The following is a 20,222-nucleotide window of genomic DNA, read 5'->3' on the forward strand; positions in this document are numbered from 1 at the left end:
CGGGAGCGGGGCCGGGGAGGTGGCCGGCCGCGGGTCAGTTCCCGACACCGTCGAGCAGCCAGTGGTAGCGCAGGCGCAGCGCCCGTTCGGTGCTGGCGGCCGCCGCGGCCAGCGTCAGGCCGATGTTGAGCCATGCCGGCAGCACGACGGGCGACGTGAACGTGCCGAACCGCTCGGCCACCGGCGGCAGCCTGAAGAGCACCTCGGCGAGCTGCGGCACCAGCAGGACCACGGAGACGACCAGCACCAGGACGGACACGGCGCTGACCAGCCGGCCGATCCCGGGGTTCTCGCGATCGAGGCGGGCGCGACGCCCCTCCGCCGACGCCGGGTCCGGCACGAGCTGGTACTCGGACCCGTCGTCGGCCACGTAGTGGCACCGCCGGAGCCCGAAGGCCGTCTTGACCACCTCGATGGTGCCGCCCTCGACGGGGAACGCCGCGGGGAGCTTCGACGTGGCCTGCTGCCGGCCGTCCACGTAGAGGTGCGCCCGGCCCTCGCCGTCGTCCCCCTGCAGGTGACGCACCTCGACGGCGTAGGTCACCTGCCCGCCGTCCGGGCGGGCCAGGGTCAGGTAGAGCAGCGACCTGCTCAGGTGCTGCCACCAGCGGAAGGGCTGGAGCGGACGGCCGTCCCCCGGCCTGACCCGTCGTGCGGCGCGCCGCATCGTCCAGCTCGTGCCGCGCCCGTCGGACGTACCGTCCTCGCTCATGTCGTCCTCCTGCCTCGTGTGCTGTCGTGGTGTGCTGGTGTGGTGTGCTGGTGTGGTGTCGGCCCGGGCGGGTCAGGAGGCCCGGCAGGACGTGTCGCGGGCGGGCATCTCGCCGTCGACGAGGTAGCTCGTGCCGATGTTCAGTGCGCACGCGTTACCGCCGAGCACGTAGACACCGTGACCGCTGCCGTCGACCGTCACCAGTCGAGACCGGTCGGCGAACTTCTCGCGCAGGCGCTGACCGCCCGCGAGCGGGGTGACCGGATCGCGCCGGTTCTGCAGGATCAGCACGTTGCGAGGACCCTCGTCGTTGATCGCCACCGGCGGTCCGGCCGGCTCGGGCCAGTAGGAGCACGGCAGGATGTTCGCCGATGCGGCGCCGAACAGCGGGAACCTCGTGCGGTCCTCGGCGACCGCCTTCCGGTAGGTGTCGACGTTCTCGTCCCACTCGACGTCGTTGCAGGTCGTGGCCAGGAACACCGACAGCGCGTTGGAGACCGGCGACACCTCGCCGTCCACCGCGGTGCCGGTGCCGGTGAGCGCGCCCAGGCCCGACAGGACGCCGTCGAGGTCGGTCGTGTCCAGCAGGTTCCGGACGGCGGTGCCGTCACCCTTCTGGAGCCACTGCCAGGTCTGCGCCGTCCGCCCGTAGGACCGCTCGCTGTAGAGGCCCACGAAGATCGCCTGGCGGAACAGCGCGCCGTCCACCCCGTCGACCGGGCTCTCGTCCAGCCGCTCGGCGGTCTCGAAGTACGTCGCGCGCACCTGCGCCGGCGTGCGGCCCAGGCCGTAGGCGGCGTGCCGCTCGGCCGCCCACCTCGCGAAGTCCGGGAACGTCTGTTCCATGCCCAGCGCGAACCGGCGCAGCCCCTCCCGGTCGAGGTGCGTGTCACCGACGTTGCTGTCGAGCACCACCCGGTCGGCGGTCTCGGGGAACATCGACGCGTACGCCGCACCGAGCGCAGTCCCGTACGAGTAGCCCAGGAAGCTGGCCTTCTCCTCGCCGAGCGCCGCCCGGATGCTGTCCAGGTCGCGGGCCATGTTCGCCGTCGACACGTGGTGGAGCCCGCCGTTCTCGTTCGTGCGCGCGCACTGCGCGGCGGCCTCCTCGACGATCTCCGCGCGCTCGAGCACCGCGGCGTCGTCCGGCGCGTACGGCGGGATGTTGCCGTAGTAGCCGCCGTCGACGGGGAACTCGCAGTCGACCCGCGTCGAGTGACCGACGCCGCGGGTGTCCATGCCGATCAGGTCGTAGGCGCTCAGCACGCTGTCGGGCAGGCCCTGGGACGCCAGGAGCGTGGGCTGCGTGAGCCCCGAGCCACCCGGGCCGCCGGGGTTGAGCAGCAGGATGCCGCGCCGCTCGGCGGGGTCGGTGCTCGCCAGCCGCGAGATCTCCAGGTCGATCTGCTGCCCGTCGGGGTCGGAGTAGTCCAGCGGCACGGACACGGTCGCGCAGCTCAGCACGTACGGCAGAGCCTCCGCCGCGACCTCTGCGGGGCACTCGCCCCACTCGGCCTGTGCGGGAGCTGCCTGTGCAGGAGTCGCCTGTGCGGCGCCGGCCTCGGCATCACCCCGCACGGCGGCAGCGGCGGGTCCGGCCAGCGCTCCGGCGAGGCCCAGCACGGCGAGCAGGGCCACGGCGCGGCGTCGCGCACGCCACGGTCGGGCGGCAGGGGCGCCGAGGCGCGGTGTGTCGGACGGGTTCGGGTACGGAGGACTGAGCTCGTCTCGGTTCATGTACCCAGCCTCCGCCGACGTACGCGCGCCCGGCAGTGCCACGAATCACCAGCCCACCCACCGTTCGCACGGGCCGGACCATGACGGATGTCATGCCCGGGGACAGGACCGGGTACGACGAAGCGCCGCGCCCCCGAGGGGGCACGGCGCTTCGTGGAAGGGTGGAGCTGCCGGGAATCGAACCCGGGTCCGGTATCGGTTTTCGAGGACTTCTCCGGGCGCAGTCTGCTGTGGATTTTCTCGGCCCCCGTGCTCGCGCAGACACGTTCACGGACAGGCCCAGTCACCTGAGAGTCCCCGCAGCCCCGATGACGAGGGCTACGAGCAGTGGCTTCCTAGATGACGCGGGTGACCGGAGCGGAAGCAGACTCCGGGCCCACGGACTTCGGGCTCGCTCAGGCGGCGAGGGCGAAGTCGTTGCGCGAGTTATCGGCAACTATTGGTTTACAGGCATCGTTAACGAGATAAGCCTGCATCCTCGGCCCGCTTCTCCTCGAAGCACGACCACCGTCGAAACCGATCAGCCCCTATGGTGTTTTCAACCAGCCCCCGGCCGGGCCCTTCGCCCGTCCGGAGTCATCCCAGTCTAGGGGATCAACACCCTGACCGGGAACGTTATTTCCGGCTCAGCTCTGCTGGAATCGGCTGAGCCTGCGGTTCCGCTCCGGGCGCGTGCCTCGTTCCTCGGCCCGCACCCTGCGCTGCACCTCCGGCTCAGCCGAGCATCTCCTTGTGCCGCATGGCCCGCCGTGCCTCGCGCATGTCCTGCTGCTCGCGCAGCGTCTGGCGCTTGTCGTACTCCTTCTTGCCGCGGGCCAGCGCGATCTCGACCTTGGCCCGGCCGTCCAGGAAGTACAGGCGCAGCGGCACGAGGGTGTGGCCCTTCTCGCGCGACTTCGACTCCAGCCGCGCGATCTCCTCGCGGTGCAGCAGCATCTTGCGCCGACGCCGCGGCGCGTGGTTGTTCCACGTGCCCTGGAAGTACGCGGGGATGTGCACGTTCTCGAGCCACGCCTCGCCACGATCGATGGTGGCGTAACCGTCGGTGAGCGACGCACGCCCCATCCGCAGCGCCTTGACCTCGGTGCCCGAGAGCACCAGGCCGGCCTCGAAGACGTCCTCGATCACGTAGTCATGACGGGCCTTCTTGTTGTTCGCCACGATCTTGCGCGGATCGTCCACGTTCTTCTTGGCCATGGTCTCCCTCCGGGGTCAGTGCTGGTCCGGCCTGCCCCGTGCAGGCAGCGCGACGTCCCATTTTACGCGCCGGACCTGGACGGACCAGGCTTTAACCGCCCCGTTCGCTCAGAGCCAGGTCATCGGGTCCACGGTCGAGCCGTTCACGTACAGCTCGAAGTGCAGGTGGCAGGCCGTGGACGTGCCCGTGGTCCCCGAGTAGCCGATCACCTGACCCCGCGAGACGTGCTGTCCGGACGAGACGGCGAACGAGGTGAGGTGGTTCGAGCTGGACATGACGCTCGTACCGCTGGAGGTGTAGCCGTGGTCGATCAGCACCTGGTTGCCGAGTCCCGCCAGGGTACGCGCGTACAGCACGGTGCCGTCGGCGGCCGCCAGGATCGGTGTGCCGCAGTACGCCCGGAAGTCCGTGCCGGCGTGCAGCCGGGAGTAGTTCAGCACCGGGTGGAACCGCATGCCGTAGGAGGAGGTGATGTACGGGTTCGCCGTCGGATAGCTGAGGAACGACAGGGTGCCGCCGCCGGACGACCCGCCCGAGGACCCTCCGGACGACCCGCCCGAGGAGCCGCCTGAGGTGTCGCCGGACGACGACTCCTCGGCCGCTGCCGCCTCCCGCTCCGCCCGTTCCCGGGCCAGCCGCTCGTCGCGCTCCCGCTGGTCGGCGATGATGCCCTTGAGATCGGACTCAATGGAGCTCAGCTCCTGCTCGGTGTCGCGCATGTTCGCCAGCGCGACGTCCTTGCGGCGCTCGATGCGCGCCTTGAGCCGCTCCTGCTCCTCGATCAGGCGCTCGATCTCCGCCTTGCGCTCCACCGCGGCCTGCTTGGCCTGCTCCTTGGAGCGCACGTTCTCGTCGGCCAGGCGCTTGAGCTCCGTGACGGCCTCGCGGATCGCCGTCAACCGGGCCTGCAGGTTCCGCGCGGTGGCCTCGGCGTCCTGCAGCTCGGCCAGGGTGCGCGCCCGGATCCGGGCCGCCGACGACGAGACCGAGTACCCGTCGATGAATTCCTCGGTGCTCTCGGCCCCGGTCACCAGCCCGATCGTCGACCCGGTGCCCGCGCCGCGCAGCTCCTCGCGCGCCATCTGCGCGATGTCCTCGCGCGCGCCGTCCACCTTCCCGGACCCGTCCTGGAGCTGGCGGCTGACCGTCGCCTCCTCCACCTGGGCGTCCGCGAGCCGCTGCGCGAGGATCGCCGCCTCGCGCTCGGCACGCTCCAGCTCGGCCTCGGCGACGGCCAGCTCGGCCTCCGCCACGGGCAGGCGTCCCTCGACCTGGTTGAGCTCCAGGACGGCGTCGGCGAGCTGGGTGTCGGTGTGCTCCAGCTCGGACTCCAGGCTCTCGCGCTCCTGCTCCTTCGCGGCCTGCTCGCGCTCGGCGGCGGCCCGGCGGTCGTCGAGGTCGTCGGCGTGCACGGCGGCCGAGCCGCCCACGAGCAGCAGCACGGCGAGCGCCGCGGCCAGCGGGCCGCGCGCCCGGGACAGGGGGTTTCGGAGCGCAGTCATCAGATCCTCGTGTACCGGTTCAGGGTGAAGAAGGACGAGAGAGCAGCCAGGGCGACGGCGATGACCACGAGCAGGGGCGCGACCTGGAGCACGTCGACCTCCGACACGTAGGCCACCCAGTCGACGGACCGTTCGAGCCAGTCGGTGACCATGAAGCGCACCGCCACCCAGAGCCCGGCCCCCGCGAGCAGCGACCCGAGCACGGCCGCCAGTGCGCCCTCCAGCAGGAAGGGGAGCTGGATGAACAGGTTGGACGCACCCACCAGGCGCATGATCTCCGTCTCCTTGCGGCGGGAGACCGCACTCAGGCGGATGGTCGTGGTGATCAGCAGCACCGCCGCCAGGAGCATGACGCCGGCCAGTCCCGCCGCGAGCAGGGTGGCCACGTTCAGGGTGCGGAAGAGCGGCTCGAAGACGGCCCGCTGGTCCTCGACGATCTCGACGCCGTCCCGCCCGGACAGCACGTCGCTCACGACGGCCACCTGCTCGGCGTCCGTCAGCTTGAGGCGGAGCGAGGCCTGCATGTCCTCGACGGTGAGCTGCGTGCCCTGGTAGCCGTCCGGGTACCGCTGCTCGAACGCGTCGAACGCCTGCTGCTTCGACTCGAACCAGACCCGGCTGACCTGGCCCGACAGCTCGGTGTCGATGACCTGGCGCAGCGCGTCGACCTGCTGGTCGGTGGCCTCGCCGCCGGCGCACGACGGCGCGGCCGACTTGCCCTGGGGGCACAGGAAGACCGACACCTCGACCCGGTCGTACCAGTCGTCCTTGAGCTTGCCGATCTGGGCCTGGAGCAGGGCGCCCGCACCCACGAACGTCAGGGACACGAAGGTGACGAGCACGACGGCCACGACCATCGTGGTGTTCCGGCGCAGCCCCGAGAAGACCTCGCCGAGCACGAACTGGAAGCGCACGTCAGGACCCCCGGACCGTCTGGACCGGCAGGCGGGTCCCGTTGCCCGGGGCGTCCAGCACGGGCGACGCCCCGACGTCGGGCAGGATCGCCTCGCGCTCGCCGTAGCCGCCGCGTGCCTCGTCGCGGACGACGACGCCGTCGGACAGCTCGACCACGCGGCGCCGCATCTCGTTGACTATCTCGTCGTCGTGCGTGGCCATGACCACCGTGGTGCCGGTGCGGTTGATGCGGTCCAGCAGGCGCATGATGCCCAGCGAGGTGGTGGGGTCGAGGTTGCCCGTCGGCTCGTCCGCCAGGAGGATCTGCGGCCGGTTCACGATGGCGCGCGCGATGGCGGCGCGCTGCTGCTCACCGCCCGACAGCTCGGTGGGCATCCGCTTCTCCTTGCCCGCCAGGCCGACCATGTCCAGCACCTCGGGCACGGTGTCCCGGATGACGTGCCGGGGCTTTCCGATCACCTGCAGGGCGAACGCCACGTTCTCGTGGACCGTCTTGTTCTGCAGCAGCCGGAAGTCCTGGAACACCACGCCGAGCTGGCGACGCAGCGTCGGCACCCGCCAGCCCGAGAGGTTGGCGACGTCGCGCCCCGCCACGTAGACGCGGCCGCGGGTGGGTCGCTGCTCGCGCAGCACCAGCGACAGGAAGGTGGACTTGCCCGAGCCCGAGGCCCCCACGAGGAAGACGAACTCGCCACGCTCGACGTCCACGGAGACCTGGTCGAGGGCAGGCCGTGCGCCGCGCGCGTAGACCTTCGACACGTTCTCGAACCTGATCACGAGCCCGACACTAAGTGGGGTGCCCCGTGGCGTGTCGGGGAGACACGCCGACGGAGGTCACCCGGTCACGGGCTCCGCCTCGCCAGATCAGCGCAAACCCCTGTGTAACCGGCATTTCGCCGGGGCTGTCCCCGTGCCGGACCCCGCCGGATGGGGTCTGATGGGGGAACCGGCCCCCGGCAACAGGAGCGTGAGCTGATGCGTGCTGTCGTGTTCGAGAAGTTCCAGACCTTCCCCACCCTGCGCGAGGTGGACCGGCCGAGCCCGGGCCCGGGCGAGGTGCTGCTGAAGATCGCCGGCTCCGGTGCCTGCCACTCCGACGTGGCGCTGTACAAGGAGTTCGCCGAGGGCCAGCCGGGGTCGTTCGCGCCGCCGTTCGTGCTGGGGCACGAGGCCTCCGGCTGGATCGAGGAGCTGGGACCGGGCGTCACCGGGTTCAGCGAGGGCGACGCCTACCTCGTGTACGGCCCCAACGGCTGCGGGCACTGCAAGGCCTGCTCGCGAGGACAGGACACGTACTGCGAGAACGCCGCGACCATGCCGTGGGCGGCCACGGGCATCGGGCGGGACGGCGGCATGGCGGAGTACATGGTGACGCCGGCCCGCAACCTGGTGCCGCTGGGCGACGCCGACCCCGTGGCCGCCGCTCCCCTGGCCGACGCGGGTCTCACGCCGTACCACGCGATTAAGCTGTCCCTGCCCAAGCTCGCGGGCGGCGGGAAGTTCGCGCTGGTGGTCGGGCTCGGCGGGCTCGGGCAGATCGCGGTGCAGATCCTCACCGCGCTCACCGGCGCGACCGTGATCGCCACGGACATGAAGCAGGACGCCATGGACCGCGCGGCGGCCGCCGGCGCCGTCACGGTGCCCGGCGGGCCGGACCAGGTCGCGGCGATCCGCGAGATCACGGGCGGCCGCGGCGTGGACGCGGCGTTCGACCTGGTGGGCGCGGCACCGACGATCAAGACCGCCCAGGCGTGCCTGGCCCAGCAGGGCCGGCTCACCGTGGTGGGGATCGCCGGGGGCGTCACCGAGTGGAGCTTCTTCACCAACCCCTACGAGGCCGAGATCACGAACACCTATTGGGGCACGGTCGAGGAGCTCTACGAGGTGGCGGCGATGTACCGCGCGGGGCAGATCGTGCCCGACGTGGAGCGCTACAGCCTCGACCAGTTCGACGAGGCGTACCGCAAGCTCGAGTCGGGACAGCTCTCCGGGCGCGCCGTCATCGTGCCGCACACCTGACCGGCGCGGGCGGCGCGCCGTCGTGCCGCCCGCCTCGGGCTCAGCTGCCCGAGCCGCCCCGGCGCCAGCGGATGCCGGCCTCGATGAAGTCGTCGATGGCGCCGTCGAACACGGCCTGCGGGTTGCCCGACTCGTGCTCGGTGCGCAGGTCCTTGACCATCTGGTACGGCTGCAGCACGTAGGACCGCATCTGGTCGCCCCAGCTGGCCTTGATGTCGCCGGCCATCTCCTTCTTCTTCGCGGCCTCCTCCGCCTTGCGGAGGAGCAGCAGGCGCGACTGGAGCACGCGGTAGGCGGCGGCGCGGTTCTGGATCTGCGACTTCTCGTTCTGCATCGCGACCACGACGCCGGTCGGGATGTGCGTCATGCGCACGGCGGAGTCGGTCGTGTTGACCGACTGGCCACCCGGGCCCGAGGAGCGGTAGACGTCGATCTTGAGCTCCGACTCGGGGATGTCGATGTGGTCGGTCTGCTCGATGAGCGGGATCACCTCGACCGCGGCGAAGGACGTCTGCCGCCGGCCCTGGTTGTCGAACGGCGAGATGCGCACCAGGCGGTGCGTGCCCGCCTCGACCGACAGGTTGCCGAAGGCGTAGGGCACGTTGACCTCGAAGGTCGCGGACTTGAGGCCCGCCTCCTCCGCGTACGAGGTGTCGCCGACCTTGGTCGGGTAGCCGTGCCGCTCGGCCCAGCGCAGGTACATGCGCATGAGCATCTCCGCGAAGTCGGCGGCGTCGACGCCGCCCGCACCCGCGCGGATGGTCACGACGGCCTCGCGGGCGTCGTACTCCCCGTTCAGCAGGGTGCGGACCTCGAGGGCGGCGAGGTCCTTGCGGATCTTGGCGACCTCCTCCTCGGCCTCGGCGAGCGAGTCCGCGTCGTCCATCTCCTGGCCCAGCTCGACGAGCGTCTCGACGTCGTCGATGCGGGCCGCGAGCTTCTCGACACGGCTCAGCTCGGCCTGGGCGGCCGAGAGCGCGGAGGTGACCTTCTGGCCCTCCTCCGGGTCGTCCCACAGGTTGGGCGCCGACGCCTGCTCCGACAGCTCGGCGATCTTGGCCTCGAGCGCGGTGGGGTCGCTCACGGCCTCGATGGACTCGAGGGTCGTGCGGAGCGCCTTGATCTCTGCGGGGAAGTCGTTGGTTGCCACGATGTTCAAGGTTACCCGCGCATCGCGGTGCCCGACGCCGGAACGCCCGCGGGCGACGCCGCAGGCCGGACGCGGGCGACGCCGCGGGCCCGGTGGCGGGCGTCCGCCGCGGGCCCGGTGGCGGGCGTCCGCCGCAGGCCCGGTGGCGGGCGTCCGCCGCAGGCCCGGCGGCGGGATCAACCCTGGCGAGGCTCCGGAAGCTCGCGGCCGAACATCTGGGCGGTCGCGCGGGCGCTCGGGGTGCCGGCGTCGAGGTCGGCGCCGTGGTCGACCAGCGCCTGGACCACCTCCCCGGCCCCCTTGAAGACGGCACCCGCCAGCGGCGACTGGTTGCGGCCGTTCAGCCGGTTCACGTCAGCACCGCGCTCGGCGAGGCCCGCCGTGAGGCCCGCGTGGCCGTGGTACGCGGCGAGCATCAGCAGGGTGTTGCCCGCCTCGTCGGCCAGGTCCGCCGGCAGCCCCGCGTCCACGAGGTCCAGGAGCACGTCGGCGCCCTGGCGGGCGAGGTCGAAGATCTGCTCCGGCTCCAGGCGTGTGCCGCCCCCGTCGCCCGTGCTCTGCTGGTCGGCGCTCTCGCTCATGCCCCCAACCTAAGCGCTCCGGGCAGCTCCGGCAGCCAGGCCCCGGCCGGGCCGCTGGTCAGGTCGCCCTCGACGTCACCAGGCCCTGGCCGTCGCCGTGGCGGTGAGCGCGACGCCTCCGCCGTACTCGTCCGTGAACCAGCGCAGCAACGGCGGCCGCGACACCCCCTCGAGGACCACACGGGCCGACCGGCCGTCCGGTGACGACGCCTCGGCCACCACCACGGGCACCCCCGGCGGGTGCTCGGCGAGGTAGTGCTCGACGGCGGCGCGCACCCCGGCGTCGGACAGCGTGAGCAGGGCGCCCTCGGCGGGAGCACCGAGGCCCGCGTAGAAGGAGTCCGGTGAGATCGCGTCCGCGGCGTCGGCCGCGGCCAGGTCCGCGACGTCGTACAGCGCCTTGCGGTCCAGGTGCACGGCGCCCGCCGAGGCGACGACGGCGACCAGCATCAGCGCGAACGCGACGAACGCCGAGGTCAGGAGCATGATCCGCCCGCTCTCCCGCGCCTGCTGGGTGCTCTCCCGACCCCTTGACCTCATGGGCACCAGTCTGGTGCGGCCGGCCGGCGTCCGCCCGGCCTGGGCCCGCGACCTGTGGACAAACTTCTTCGAAAACGTTTAGCGAAATCTCTTGACACCGCCCCCGGGTCTTCGAAATCCTTTTCGACGCATGACGAGCCAACGATGGCACGTCACGAGAGAGAGGATCGATGATGACCCGAACTCGCACCTCACAGCGCTCCAGGCGCTCCCTCCGCACCATCTCGTTCGGCACCCTGGCCGCTGTGCTCCTCACGTCCGCGGTCTCGGCCGGGGTGGCGGCCACCTCGGCCCAGGCCGCCGGCAGCACGCTGCAGGCGGCGGCCGCGGAGTCCGGCCGGTACTTCGGCACCGCCATCGCCGCGGGCAAGCTCTCCGACACGCAGTACACGACCATCGCGAACCGTGAGTTCAACATGGTCACGGCCGAGAACGAGATGAAGATCGACGCGACCGAGCCGAACCAGAACCAGTTCACCTTCACCAACGGTGACCGGATCGTGAGCTGGGCACGGAGCAACGGCAAGCAGGTCCGCGGCCACACCCTGGCCTGGCACTCGCAGCAGCCGGGCTGGATGCAGAACATGAGCGGTTCGGCCCTGCGGTCGGCGATGCTCAACCACGTCACGCAGGTCGCGACGCACTACCGCGGCCAGATCCACTCCTGGGACGTGGTGAACGAGGCGTTCGCCGACGGCTCGTCGGGCGCCCGGCGCGACTCGAACCTGCAGCGCACCGGCAACGACTGGATCGAGGCCGCGTTCCGCGCGGCCCGGGCCGCCGACCCGAACGCGAAGCTCTGCTACAACGACTACAACACGGACAACTGGAGCCACGCCAAGACCCAGGCCGTGTACAACATGGTCCGCGACTTCAAGTCCCGCGGGGTGCCGATCGACTGCGTGGGCTTCCAGGCCCACTTCAACAGCGGCAACCCGGTGCCGAGCAACTACCACACCACCCTCGGCAACTTCGCGGCCCTGGGGGTCGACGTCCAGATCACCGAGCTCGACATCGCCGGCTCCGGCACCTCGCAGGCCGAGCAGTACCGCGGCATCGTGCAGGCCTGCCTCGCCGTGTCCCGCTGCACCGGCATCAGCGTGTGGGGCGTGCGGGACTCCGACTCGTGGCGGGCCGGCGACACCCCGCTGCTGTTCGACGGCAACGGCAACAAGAAGCTCGCGTACAACTACACGCTCGACGCCCTGAACGCGGGCGGCACCGGCAACCCCCAGCCCGGTGACGGGTGCACCGTGACCGTGACCCGCGCCGAGGAGTGGTCCGACCGGTTCAACGTGTCGCTCGCGGTCTCGGGCAGCTCGACCTGGCGCGTGTCCATCCGGCTGCAGGGTGCGCAGACCCTGCAGAACTCCTGGAACGCCACCGTCTCCGGCACCAGCGGGACGTTGACCGCCACACCGAACGGCGCCGGGAACTCGTTCGGCATCACGCTCTACAAGAACGGCACCACCACCCTGCCGACGGCGACCTGCTCGACCACCTGATCGTCGGTCCATCCCGTCGGACGCCCGTCCTTCCGCAGGTCGCGGGAGGGCGGGCGTCCCGCACGACCGGTCACGGGCGCACGCTCGTGTAGGCGTCCACCGTCGCGGCACGGGCAGCCTCGACCGGGACCGCCAGCGGCAACCAGGGGCTCAGCAGCTCGGGCACCAGCGGCAACGGCACCTCGACGCGCACCACGGCACCCACCGTGCCGCCCGGCGTCAGACAGGGCTGGTCCGAGCACTCCAGGGTCAGCGCGCCGGCGTCGCGCGGGAAACCCTGGTCGGCCAGCGCGATGCCCGCGGCGATGTCCGCACGAGCCGTGCCCGCAGCCGACGACTCGGCGGTGACCATCGCGCGCACCGCCTCCCGCGCGGCACCCTCGGCGGCGAACGCACCGGCCTGCACGCGACCGAGCGCCATCACGAGATAGACCAGCGGGACCAGCAGGATCAGCGTGACGCCGAGGAACTCGACCATCGCGGAGCCGCTCTCGTCCGCGTGGTCCCGGAGGCGCCTCGCCCACGGCCCCGGGTGCGCCGGCCGGCCCGTCACTGCTCCTCCAGCGCATGGCCGCGCACCGTCAGCACGCCGCCCGGGCCGAGCAGGCCGACGACCGGCAGCGGGGCGCGCACGGTCACCTCCGTCACCGCGACCCCGCCCGACGTCGTACGTCCGGCCGTCACGTCACGGGCGTACGCACCGGTCAGCGTGTCGGCAAGGAGGGCACGGGTCCGCGCGGCACCGTCCGCCAGGCCCCGGTCCGCCCGGGCGGCCACCCGCGCTCCCTCGGCGGCCGCGTCGATCGCGAGGGAACGGACGTGCACGGCGAGCGCCACCTGCACGACCCCGAGGAAGATCGCCAGGACCAGGACGGACACGAGGACGAACTCGGCCGCCGCGGAGCCCGCCTCCGAGCGGAGCCGACGCTGCGGCCGGCTCATCCCTGGCCGGTGACGCTGCTGATCGCCTGCCGGAACGCGTTCTCCAGGAGCGGTCCGGCGACGGCCCAGAGCGCGACCACGAGGCCAGCGGTCATCAACGTGACCAGCACCCAGCCCGGCACGTCCCCCCGTTCGTGCTCGTTCTCGTCGTGCTCGTGCTCGTCGTGCTCGGTGGCGTGGCGCATGGCGCGTCCTTTCGTCGGCCGACCCGTCCCCGGGTCGGGTCAGAGCCCGATCCGCAGGGTGGCCAGGCTGGGGAACACTGCGAAGACGACGGTCACGGGCAGGCACAGGAAGACGACCGGGACCATCATCAAGATCTCCTTGCGGCCGCCCGCCTCCAGGAGCGCACGGCGTCCGGCTTCGCGGACGTCGCCTGCCTGGGCACGGAGGACCGCGGCGAGCGGCGTGCCGCGCTCCAGGGCCACGACGATGCCCTCGGCGAACCGCGTGAGCGGCGGCAGTCCCGTCCGGTCAGCGAGCGCGGTGAGCGCCGCCGACACGGCCGCACCCGCACGCACCTCGGCGACCAGGCGCCGGATCTCGGCGGCGAGCTCGCCGCGGGCGGTGGACGCGACACGTTCCAGCGCGGCGTGCGGGCTCTCCCCCGCTGCCACGGCCAGGGCCAGGAGCTCGGCGACGGTCGGCAGCTCGGCGAGGAGCCGCTCCTCGCGCCGGCGGACCCGGACCGTGAGCGCCTGGTCGCAGGCCACGTACCCGCAGGCACCGGCGACGGCGACGAGGGCGACCAGGGGAACGACGGCGGCACCGCGTGTCGCGGCGAGCAGGAGCGCGAGGCCGAGCCCCGCGGCGAGTCCCGTCACGGTCCAGACCACCTGCCGCGCCCGGAAGTGGTCGACGGTCTCGGCGGACCCAACCCGGTCGAGCCTGCGCCGGAGCTCGTGCCGGGGCGAGCCGAACCGTTCGAGGCGCGCGCCGACGTCGTGCAGGCCGAGCAGACGGACCACCGCCGAGGTGCGGCCGGCCTCGCGCAGGAGCGTCGAGGTGGCGTCCCGCGGGCGCAGGTAGGGGGCGAGCCGCTCGTCGAGCGTGACGGCTCGGGCCCGCAGCCGGGCGCGGACGATCAGCAGACCGAGTCCGACGCCGAGGCCCGCGAGCGCACCGGCGGCCCAGCCGGTCACCGCAGCACCCGGCGCTCGGCGGGCAGGCGGCCGATCCGCAGCATCACCCGGTAGGCGACCAGGGCGCACAGCCCGCCGGTGACCAGCACCGCGATGCCGGCGGGCGAGTCGTAGGCGGCCGCCGTCCCGGGCCGGGTGGACAGGAGCGCGAGCACCACCCAGGGTCCGGCGACGGCGATCCGCGCGCCGTTGACGGTCCAGCTCTGCCGGGCCTCCAGCTCGCCGCGCGTGGCGGCGTCCTCGCGGAGGAATCCGCTCAGGGTGCGCAGGAGCCTGCCCAGGTCCTGGCCGCCGACGTCCCGGGTGAGGCGTAGCGCCTCGATGATGCGGTCGGCCACGGGGTCGGCGAGGCGGTCCTTGAGCGCGTCGAGGGCGTCGCCGAACCGGCCGCCGGTCCGGTAGTCGTGGGCGAAGCGGGTGAACGGCTCGCGCAGCTCGGCCGGACCGCGCTGCCCGAGCTGCGCCACGGCCTCGGGCAGCGACAGCCCGGCGCGCACCCCGGACGCGAGATGGTCCACCACCTCGGGCCACACCTCCCGCAGCGCCCGACGGCGCCCGCGGGCGCGGGCCCGCACCAGCACCACGGGACCGGGTGCCGCGAGCAGCGCGAAGCAGGCCGCGATGGCGGGCGAGCGCGTGACGGCCAGCCCCAGCAGCAGGGTCACGACCCCGAGCACCACGCAGGACCACACGAGCATCGCGGGCGTCACCGACGGGGCGCCGGCCTGGGTCAGCAGGTCGCGGGTGCGCGCCTGCCAGGTGACGCGCCCGGGTGGTCGCGGTGTCGGTGTCCAGAAGGACCACCAGACGCAGAACGCCCCGGCCCCCAGGAGCAGGCCCACCACGACGCCCATCAGCGAGCGGCCCAGGGGCCGGCGCCGGTACGCGGGGTGATGCCCGCCCAGGGGCCGGCGGAGGTCCCGATGCCCGCGGCGGCTGCGGGGCCCACGGCAGACACGGGGTTCGCTGCAGCCCGGTCGGCGGAGCCGCCGGCCATGCCGGCAGCGGCGCCGTCACCGGTGGCGACCACCGACGTCGGGGCGGCGACAGCACGACCAGGCCGCGCGCCGGCCAGCCACTCCCCGCCTGTCCGCGGGGTCCGATCGGGGCCGCCGTCCGCGGCGCCCACGCCCGGCCACGACCTGCCCGCCCCGGGACCCCGGCCCGCGAGCAGTGACCGCACGTCGAACCCGGCGCGCTCGAACCGGTCCTCGCCGGGCGGCATCCCGTCGCCGCGCCGCAGCTCGCCCTCCGGCGACCTGTCGAAGAGCCCCGCCATCTCGATGCGCCCTTCCTCGACGCGGCCCGTCACGGCGACGATCTCGCGCACCTGGCGCCGCACCACGCCGTCCGCGGCGCGGCTGAGGCCGAGGTGCACCACGAGGTCGACGGCGGAGGCGACGGTCGGCACCACGAACCGGTCCGACACGTTCTCGCCCGCCAGCAGCGGCAGCGTCGTCATCTTCGCCACCGCCTCGCGCGCCGTGTTGGCGTGCAGCGTGCACATGCCGGGCACGCCGCTGTTCAGGGCGATGAGCAGGTCGAACGCCTCCGCCTCGCGGACCTCGCCGATGACCATCCGGTCCGGGCGCATCCGCAGCGCCTCCTTGACCAGGCGTCGCAGGGGCACCTCGCCCGTGCCCTCCAGGCCGGCGGGGCGGGTCTGGAGCGCCACGTGATCACGGACCGGGAGCCGCAGCTCCCAGACCTCCTCCGCGGAGATCACGCGCTCGGTGCCCGGGATCGACCCCGCCAGAGCGTTCAGCATGGTGGTCTTCCCGGCCTGCGTCTGGCCCGACACGAGCACGTTCAGTCCGGCCCGCACCGCCGCGTCGAGGAAGGCCGCGGCGTGCGCGGTCAGCGACCCGAGCCGCACCATGTCCGCCAGCGAGCGCGCCCGCACGACGTGCTTGCGGATGTTCACCGCCATCTCGCCGCCGGTCATCTCCGGGATCACCACGTGCAGCCGCTCCCCGCCGGGCAGCCGGGCGTCGACGAACGGGCTCGACAGGTCGAGCCGGCGCCCGGACGTCTTGAGCATCCGCTCCACCAGGTCGCGCACCTGCTCGGCGGTCAGGACGGTGCTGGTCAGCTCCGGGACACCACGCCGCGCGACGTACACGTGGGTCGGGGCGTTGAGCCAGATCTCCTCGATCTCCGGGTCGTCGAGGTAGGGCTGCAACGGGCCGAAGCCGCCGACGGCGTCACTCACCACACGGGCCGCGGCCTCCGGGTCCGCCAACGGCGGTACGGCCCCCGCGCTCGCCCGGGTCGCGTAGTCACCCACCGCGTCGGTGACGAGGCTCGACAAGCCCGCCCGGTCACCGATCGGGTCCAACCCCCTGCGCCGCACCAGCTCGCGCACCTCGCTCTCGAGGATGCGCGCCCCCTCTTCGCCCATGGCCGACAACGCTAGAGCCAAATGTTCACCTTCGCAGGGCACCCTGTGGATAACTTTCCCCAGAAGGGGGAGTTATCCACCACATCCACAGACTTGTCCACAAAAACGCAGGTCAGGCGGGTTGTCCGGGATGCCGTAGATGAACGCCGGGTTGATCGGTGGTGGCTATCGTCGTCCCCATGAGCACCCTCCATTCACCGGGCCGATCAGCAGACCGATCACCGGACCGGGGCCAGGACCGGGGCCGGGACCGCTGGCAGGACACCGCGAGCGCCGCCGGTCTGCTGGCCGACGGCGGCGGCGTCGCCGTCACGATCTTCGCCGAGATGTCGGCGCTGGCCGTGCGTACCGGTGCGATCAACCTCGGGCAGGGGTTCCCCGACGTCGACGGCCCCGGGTACGTCAAGGAGGCGGCGATCGCGGCGATCCAGGAGGGCCGCAACCAGTACGCGCCGGGCGACGGCGTGCCCGAGCTGCGCCGGGCGGTGGCCGAGCACCAGAAGCGGCACTACGGGCTCGACGTCGACCCGGACACCGAGGTGCTGGTGACCACCGGCGCCACGGAGGCGCTGACGGCCTCGATCCTCGCGCTCACGCGCGCGGGGGACGAGGTGCTGACGCTGGAGCCGTTCTACGACTCGCACGCGGCGGCGATCGGCATGTCGGGTGCCACGCACGTCACCGCGCCGCTGATCCCCGGGCCGGACGGCTTCCGCCTCGACGTGGACGCGCTGCGGGCCGCGGCGTCCCCGAGGCTGCGGATGATCGTGCTGAACTCGCCGCACAACCCGACCGGGGCCGTGCTGACGCGGGACGAGCTGGCCGCCGTCGCCGCCGTGGCCCGGGAGCGGGACGCGATCGTGGTGACCGACGAGGTGTACGAGCACCTCACGTTCGGCGCCGAGCACGTCCCGATGGCCACCCTCCCCGGGATGGCCGGGCGGACCCTGACGATCTCCTCCTCGGGCAAGACGTTCTCGTTCACCGGCTGGAAGATCGGCTGGGTGCACGGGCCGGCCCACCTGATCACCGCGGTGCGGACGGTCAAGCAGTTCCTGACGTACACGTCCGGCGCGCCGTTCCAGCCCGCCGTCGCCCGCGCCCTGGACGACGACGACACCCCGCGCGAGCTGGCCGCCTCCCTCGCCGACCGCCGGGACCTGCTCTGCGCCGGCCTGGAGGCCGCCGGGTTCACCGTCACGCGCCCCGAGGGCACGTACTTCGTCATGGCGGATGCCGCCGGGCTGCTCCCCCGGCTCGGCCTGCGCGACGGCGTGGACCTGTGCCGGCGGCTGCCCGAGCTCGCGGGCGTGGTGGCCATCCCGGCGACGGCGTTCTGCCACGCGGGCTCGCCGACGGCACAGGCCCTGGCCTCCCACGTGAGACTTACCTTCGTCAAGCAGGAAGCGGTCCTCCGTGAGGCCGCGACGCGCCTGGCCGGCCTGTCCCTGCCCGGCGCGTGATCCGGCCGGACCGGGCCGGACAGGGCCGGACGTGGCCCGGCGCCGGCCGGACCAGCCCCGTCAGGCCGTCCCCGTCAGACCCTCCACGTCAGACCGTGCCCACGACCAGCGACACCGCCACGGCCAGCATGATCAGCGCGATCACGCCGTCCAGCACCCGCCACGCTCCCGGCCTGCGCAGCACGGGCGCGAGCAGGCGGGCGCCGTAGCCGAGCGCCGTGAACCAGGCGACGCTGGACACCATCGCGCCCGCGGTGAACCACCACCGGTCGTCGCCGTACGACGCCGCCACCGACCCCTGCAGCACCACCGTGTCGAGGTACACGTGCGGGTTCAGCCAGGTCAGCGCGAGCGTCGTGAGCACCACCGGCCTGAGGCGCCGGCCGGGGCTGTCGCCCAGGGCGCCGTCCTCGGCGGCGGCGAGCGTCGTGTCGCCCTTGATCGCCCGGCGGGCCGCCAGGGCGCCGTAGCCGAGCACGACGGCGGCGCCCAGCCAGCTCAGCACCACCACGGCGTCGGGCCACCGCTCGACGAGCGGCCCGAACCCGGCTCCCCCGGCGGCGTACAGGACCGCGTCGGAGGCCGCGCAGATCGCCGCCACGACCCCCACGTGCTCGCGGCGCAGCCCCTGGCGCAGCACGAAGGCGTTCTGGGCACCGATGGCGACGATGAGCGAGAGTCCGAACCCGAGTCCGGCGAGCAGGGGAAGCATGACGACCACGCTAGGCAGGGCCGGCCACTGAAGACCAGTTCATGTTTCTGCAGCAGCCTGAGCAGAACTGAAGGTGGGCGACACTGGGGGCATGCGATGGGACTCCCGCCAGCTCGAGGCGCTGGCCGCCGTGGTCGCCGAGGGCTCGTTCGACGCCGCGGCCCGCGCGCTGCACGTCACGCCGTCGGCCGTCAGCCAGCGCATCCGCGCCCTGGAGAACGCGGCGGGCAGCGTGCTGGTGCGGCGCGCCCGGCCCGTGGTGGCCACGGCGTCCGGACAGGCGCTCCTGCGGCTCGCGCGACAGACCGAGCTGCTCGGCGCGGAGGTGGCCGCGGAGCTGGGAGCCGACGACGAGACCCCGGTCCACGACGGCGCGTTCGTCACGGTGCCCCTGGCGGTCAGCGCCGACTCGCTGGCCACCTGGGTGCTGCCCGCGCTGGCCCAGGTCGACGGCGTCACCTTCGACCTGCACCGCGCCGACGACAGCCGCACCGCCGACCTGCTCCGCGAGGGCGTGGTGATGGCGGCCGTCACCTCGCAGACCGCCCAGGTGCAGGGCTGCCGCAGCACACCGCTGGGCGTCATGCGCTACCGCCCGGCGTGCACGCGCGCGTTCGCACGCCGCTGGTTCCCCCAGGGCCCGACGCCGGAGGCCCTCGACGCCGCGCCTGTCGTGGTCTTCGACCGGACCGACGACCTGCAGGACACCTACCTGCGCGCCACGGCGCCGTCGGCCCGGCCGCCGCGCCACCACGTGCCCAGCACCGTCGAGTACGAGGAGACCATCCGCCTCGGTCTGGGCTGGGGCATGCTGCTGGAGCGCCCGGTCCTCGGCGGGCTCCCCGACGACGGCAGCGACGGCGGCATCACACCCCTGGAGCCCGACGCCGTGCTCGACATCACGCTGCACCTGCAGCAGTGGAAGCTGCGTTCGACGGTGCTCGACCGGGTGACCGCCGCGCTGCGAAAAGAAGCAACCCGAGAACTACTCCCTGCGTGAAATATGGACGTACCCCCATCATTAACCCCGATTCAGTCGTTGCGCACTTCCGAATCATGAACCGGACATCCGCTGTCCGACTTCCTACGGTTCAGGCATGCTTTCCGCGCTTGCCGGCATGGCCTTCGGCCTGTCGCTCATCGTCGCAGTGGGTGCGCAGAACATCTTCGTCCTCCGCCAGGGACTGCGCCGGGAGCACGTGGGGCTGGTCGCCGGCATCTGCGCGGTGAGCGACTTCGTGCTCATCTCGGCCGGGGTCGGCGGCCTGGGCACGCTGATCCAAAGCGCGCCCCTCGTCGTCGAGATCGCGCGGTGGGCGGGCGCCGTCGTCGTGCTGGTCTACGGCGCCATGGCGGGCCACCGCGCGATCAAGGGCCAGCGCGTGGTGATGGGCCGGCACAGCGCCACGAACCGCACCGTCGGCGCCGCGGCCGCGACCACGCTGGCCCTGACCTGGCTCAACCCGCACGTGTACCTCGACACCGTGGTGCTCGTGGGCGGGATCGCCGCCACGCACGGCGACGACCGCTGGTGGTTCGGCCTCGGCGCCTGCGTCGCGAGCACCCTGTGGTTCGTCGCGCTCGGCTACGGGGCGCGGTACCTCGCCCCGCTCCTGGAGAAGCCGGGCGCATGGCGCGTGCTGGACAGCGTCGTGGCGGTCACGATGGTGCTGGTGGCGGCGTCGCTGATCCTCGGCGCCTGA

The 20,222-nt window shown here is 72.7% G+C and carries 21 protein-coding genes and 1 other RNA gene; 5 read left to right on the forward strand and 17 right to left on the reverse strand.

The window, feature by feature from the left end:
• Positions 1–34 precede the first annotated feature (34 nt).
• The 7 genes from ACO229_RS15790 to ftsE all read right to left on the reverse strand — a co-directional run bounded on the left by ACO229_RS15790 (position 35) and on the right by ftsE (position 6,841).
• The gene (locus ACO229_RS15790) at positions 35–712 is read right to left on the reverse strand and encodes a hypothetical protein (RefSeq protein ID WP_397429716.1); all 678 of its coding nucleotides are present in this window, start codon (positions 710–712) and stop codon (positions 35–37) included.
• 72 nt (positions 713–784) lie between these two features.
• Positions 785–2,449: an alpha/beta hydrolase gene (locus ACO229_RS15795; RefSeq protein ID WP_423462078.1), complete on the reverse strand. Its 1,665-nt coding sequence runs from the start codon at positions 2,447–2,449 to the stop codon at positions 785–787.
• Positions 2,450–2,608: 159 nt separating this feature from the next.
• Positions 2,609–2,977, reverse strand: a transfer-messenger RNA (tmRNA) gene (gene ssrA / locus ACO229_RS15800).
• Positions 2,978–3,163: 186 nt separating this feature from the next.
• The gene (gene smpB, locus ACO229_RS15805; protein ID WP_119138723.1) at positions 3,164–3,646 is read right to left on the reverse strand and encodes an SsrA-binding protein SmpB; all 483 of its coding nucleotides are present in this window, start codon (positions 3,644–3,646) and stop codon (positions 3,164–3,166) included.
• Positions 3,647–3,754: 108 nt separating this feature from the next.
• Complete coding sequence (locus ACO229_RS15810; RefSeq protein ID WP_423462079.1) at positions 3,755–5,149, reverse strand: peptidoglycan DD-metalloendopeptidase family protein; 1,395 nt, start codon at positions 5,147–5,149, stop codon at positions 3,755–3,757.
• Positions 5,149–6,063 (reverse strand): permease-like cell division protein FtsX, encoded by a 915-nt coding sequence (gene ftsX / locus ACO229_RS15815; RefSeq protein WP_397416798.1) that lies wholly within the window; start codon positions 6,061–6,063, stop codon positions 5,149–5,151. The genes ACO229_RS15810 and ftsX overlap by 1 nt, the downstream gene beginning before the upstream one ends.
• A 1-nt stretch (position 6,064) precedes the next feature.
• Complete coding sequence (gene ftsE / locus ACO229_RS15820) at positions 6,065–6,841, reverse strand: cell division ATP-binding protein FtsE (RefSeq protein WP_397416796.1); 777 nt, start codon at positions 6,839–6,841, stop codon at positions 6,065–6,067.
• Between the two features lie 198 nt (positions 6,842–7,039).
• Between ftsE and ACO229_RS15825 the strand changes: the two genes are divergently transcribed.
• Positions 7,040–8,083 (forward strand): NAD(P)-dependent alcohol dehydrogenase, encoded by a 1,044-nt coding sequence (locus ACO229_RS15825; protein WP_423462080.1) that lies wholly within the window; start codon positions 7,040–7,042, stop codon positions 8,081–8,083.
• Between the two features lie 40 nt (positions 8,084–8,123).
• On the opposite strand, the gene prfB is transcribed toward ACO229_RS15825, so the two are convergent.
• The 3 genes from prfB to ACO229_RS15840 all read right to left on the reverse strand — a co-directional run bounded on the left by prfB (position 8,124) and on the right by ACO229_RS15840 (position 10,354).
• The gene (gene prfB, locus ACO229_RS15830) at positions 8,124–9,233 is read right to left on the reverse strand and encodes a peptide chain release factor 2 (protein ID WP_397416791.1); all 1,110 of its coding nucleotides are present in this window, start codon (positions 9,231–9,233) and stop codon (positions 8,124–8,126) included.
• A gap of 176 nt (positions 9,234–9,409) precedes the next feature.
• Entirely contained in the window at positions 9,410–9,814 is a 405-nt protein-coding gene (locus ACO229_RS15835; protein ID WP_397416789.1) for an ankyrin repeat domain-containing protein, read from the reverse strand.
• A 75-nt stretch (positions 9,815–9,889) separates the two neighbouring features.
• The gene (locus ACO229_RS15840) at positions 9,890–10,354 is read right to left on the reverse strand and encodes a hypothetical protein (RefSeq protein WP_423462081.1); all 465 of its coding nucleotides are present in this window, start codon (positions 10,352–10,354) and stop codon (positions 9,890–9,892) included.
• Between the two features lie 170 nt (positions 10,355–10,524).
• Here ACO229_RS15840 and ACO229_RS15845 point away from each other — a divergent pair, with 170 nt between their 5' ends.
• Complete coding sequence (locus ACO229_RS15845; protein ID WP_397429710.1) at positions 10,525–11,859, forward strand: endo-1,4-beta-xylanase; 1,335 nt, start codon at positions 10,525–10,527, stop codon at positions 11,857–11,859.
• Between the two features lie 70 nt (positions 11,860–11,929).
• Here ACO229_RS15845 and ACO229_RS15850 read toward each other — a convergent pair whose 3' ends face one another.
• From ACO229_RS15850 to ACO229_RS15875, 6 genes are read right to left on the reverse strand one after another with little or no spacing between them, the layout of a single operon-like run.
• Positions 11,930–12,412, reverse strand: coding sequence for a pilus assembly protein (locus ACO229_RS15850; protein WP_397416783.1), 483 nt, complete (start codon positions 12,410–12,412; stop codon positions 11,930–11,932).
• A complete protein-coding gene (locus ACO229_RS15855) occupies positions 12,409–12,801 on the reverse strand; it encodes a TadE family protein (RefSeq protein WP_397429708.1) in 393 nt (130 codons plus the stop codon). The genes ACO229_RS15850 and ACO229_RS15855 overlap by 4 nt, the downstream gene beginning before the upstream one ends.
• Positions 12,798–12,986 carry a hypothetical protein gene (locus ACO229_RS15860; protein WP_423462082.1) on the reverse strand — a complete coding sequence of 63 codons (189 nt, stop codon included), beginning with the start codon at positions 12,984–12,986 and terminating at the stop codon, positions 12,798–12,800. The genes ACO229_RS15855 and ACO229_RS15860 overlap by 4 nt, the downstream gene beginning before the upstream one ends.
• Before the next feature lie 39 nt (positions 12,987–13,025).
• Positions 13,026–13,943, reverse strand: a complete 918-nt coding sequence (locus ACO229_RS15865) for a type II secretion system F family protein (protein ID WP_423462083.1) — start codon at positions 13,941–13,943, stop codon at positions 13,026–13,028.
• A complete protein-coding gene (locus tag ACO229_RS15870; protein ID WP_423462084.1) occupies positions 13,940–14,797 on the reverse strand; it encodes a type II secretion system F family protein in 858 nt (285 codons plus the stop codon). The genes ACO229_RS15865 and ACO229_RS15870 overlap by 4 nt, the downstream gene beginning before the upstream one ends.
• Positions 14,797–16,344, reverse strand: coding sequence for a CpaF family protein (locus ACO229_RS15875; protein WP_397416768.1), 1,548 nt, complete (start codon positions 16,342–16,344; stop codon positions 14,797–14,799). Before ACO229_RS15875 ends, ACO229_RS15870 begins: the two co-directional genes overlap by 1 nt.
• Before the next feature lie 179 nt (positions 16,345–16,523).
• On the opposite strand from ACO229_RS15875, the gene ACO229_RS15880 reads away from it, so the two are divergent.
• Complete coding sequence (locus ACO229_RS15880) at positions 16,524–17,807, forward strand: aminotransferase class I/II-fold pyridoxal phosphate-dependent enzyme (protein WP_423462085.1); 1,284 nt, start codon at positions 16,524–16,526, stop codon at positions 17,805–17,807.
• Positions 17,808–17,895: 88 nt separating this feature from the next.
• Here ACO229_RS15880 and ACO229_RS15885 read toward each other — a convergent pair whose 3' ends face one another.
• Positions 17,896–18,519 (reverse strand): LysE/ArgO family amino acid transporter, encoded by a 624-nt coding sequence (locus ACO229_RS15885; RefSeq protein ID WP_423462086.1) that lies wholly within the window; start codon positions 18,517–18,519, stop codon positions 17,896–17,898.
• Between the two features lie 91 nt (positions 18,520–18,610).
• Between ACO229_RS15885 and ACO229_RS15890 the strand changes: the two genes are divergently transcribed.
• Both ACO229_RS15890 and ACO229_RS15895 read left to right on the forward strand, forming a co-directional pair.
• Entirely contained in the window at positions 18,611–19,519 is a 909-nt protein-coding gene (locus ACO229_RS15890; protein WP_423462087.1) for a LysR family transcriptional regulator ArgP, read from the forward strand.
• 97 nt (positions 19,520–19,616) lie between these two features.
• A complete protein-coding gene (locus ACO229_RS15895; RefSeq protein WP_423462088.1) occupies positions 19,617–20,222 on the forward strand; it encodes a LysE/ArgO family amino acid transporter in 606 nt (201 codons plus the stop codon).

It is taken from the genome of Promicromonospora sp. MS192 (assembly GCF_049532985.1).
Classification (GTDB): domain Bacteria; phylum Actinomycetota; class Actinomycetes; order Actinomycetales; family Cellulomonadaceae; genus Promicromonospora.

What these genes read in the sequence shown, in the direction of transcription:
- ACO229_RS15790 (WP_397429716.1), bottom strand. Translation starts at nt 712, where the DNA reads ATGAGCGAGGACGGTACGTCCGACGGGCGCGGCACGAGCTGGACGATG.
- ACO229_RS15795 (WP_423462078.1), bottom strand. Translation starts at nt 2,449, where the DNA reads ATGAACCGAGACGAGCTCAGTCCTCCGTACCCGAACCCGTCCGACACA.
- smpB (WP_119138723.1), bottom strand. Translation starts at nt 3,646, where the DNA reads ATGGCCAAGAAGAACGTGGACGATCCGCGCAAGATCGTGGCGAACAAC.
- ACO229_RS15810 (WP_423462079.1), bottom strand. Translation starts at nt 5,149, where the DNA reads ATGACTGCGCTCCGAAACCCCCTGTCCCGGGCGCGCGGCCCGCTGGCC.
- ACO229_RS15825 (WP_423462080.1), top strand. Translation starts at nt 7,040, where the DNA reads ATGCGTGCTGTCGTGTTCGAGAAGTTCCAGACCTTCCCCACCCTGCGC.
- ACO229_RS15835 (WP_397416789.1), bottom strand. Translation starts at nt 9,814, where the DNA reads ATGAGCGAGAGCGCCGACCAGCAGAGCACGGGCGACGGGGGCGGCACA.
- ACO229_RS15840 (WP_423462081.1), bottom strand. Translation starts at nt 10,354, where the DNA reads ATGAGGTCAAGGGGTCGGGAGAGCACCCAGCAGGCGCGGGAGAGCGGG.
- ACO229_RS15845 (WP_397429710.1), top strand. Translation starts at nt 10,525, where the DNA reads ATGATGACCCGAACTCGCACCTCACAGCGCTCCAGGCGCTCCCTCCGC.
- ACO229_RS15855 (WP_397429708.1), bottom strand. Translation starts at nt 12,801, where the DNA reads ATGAGCCGGCCGCAGCGTCGGCTCCGCTCGGAGGCGGGCTCCGCGGCG.
- ACO229_RS15860 (WP_423462082.1), bottom strand. Translation starts at nt 12,986, where the DNA reads ATGCGCCACGCCACCGAGCACGACGAGCACGAGCACGACGAGAACGAG.
- ACO229_RS15870 (WP_423462084.1), bottom strand. Translation starts at nt 14,797, where the DNA reads ATGGGCGTCGTGGTGGGCCTGCTCCTGGGGGCCGGGGCGTTCTGCGTC.
- ACO229_RS15875 (WP_397416768.1), bottom strand. Translation starts at nt 16,344, where the DNA reads ATGGGCGAAGAGGGGGCGCGCATCCTCGAGAGCGAGGTGCGCGAGCTG.
- ACO229_RS15880 (WP_423462085.1), top strand. Translation starts at nt 16,524, where the DNA reads ATGAGCACCCTCCATTCACCGGGCCGATCAGCAGACCGATCACCGGAC.
- ACO229_RS15885 (WP_423462086.1), bottom strand. Translation starts at nt 18,519, where the DNA reads ATGCTTCCCCTGCTCGCCGGACTCGGGTTCGGACTCTCGCTCATCGTC.
- ACO229_RS15890 (WP_423462087.1), top strand. Translation starts at nt 18,611, where the DNA reads ATGCGATGGGACTCCCGCCAGCTCGAGGCGCTGGCCGCCGTGGTCGCC.
- ACO229_RS15895 (WP_423462088.1), top strand. Translation starts at nt 19,617, where the DNA reads ATGCTTTCCGCGCTTGCCGGCATGGCCTTCGGCCTGTCGCTCATCGTC.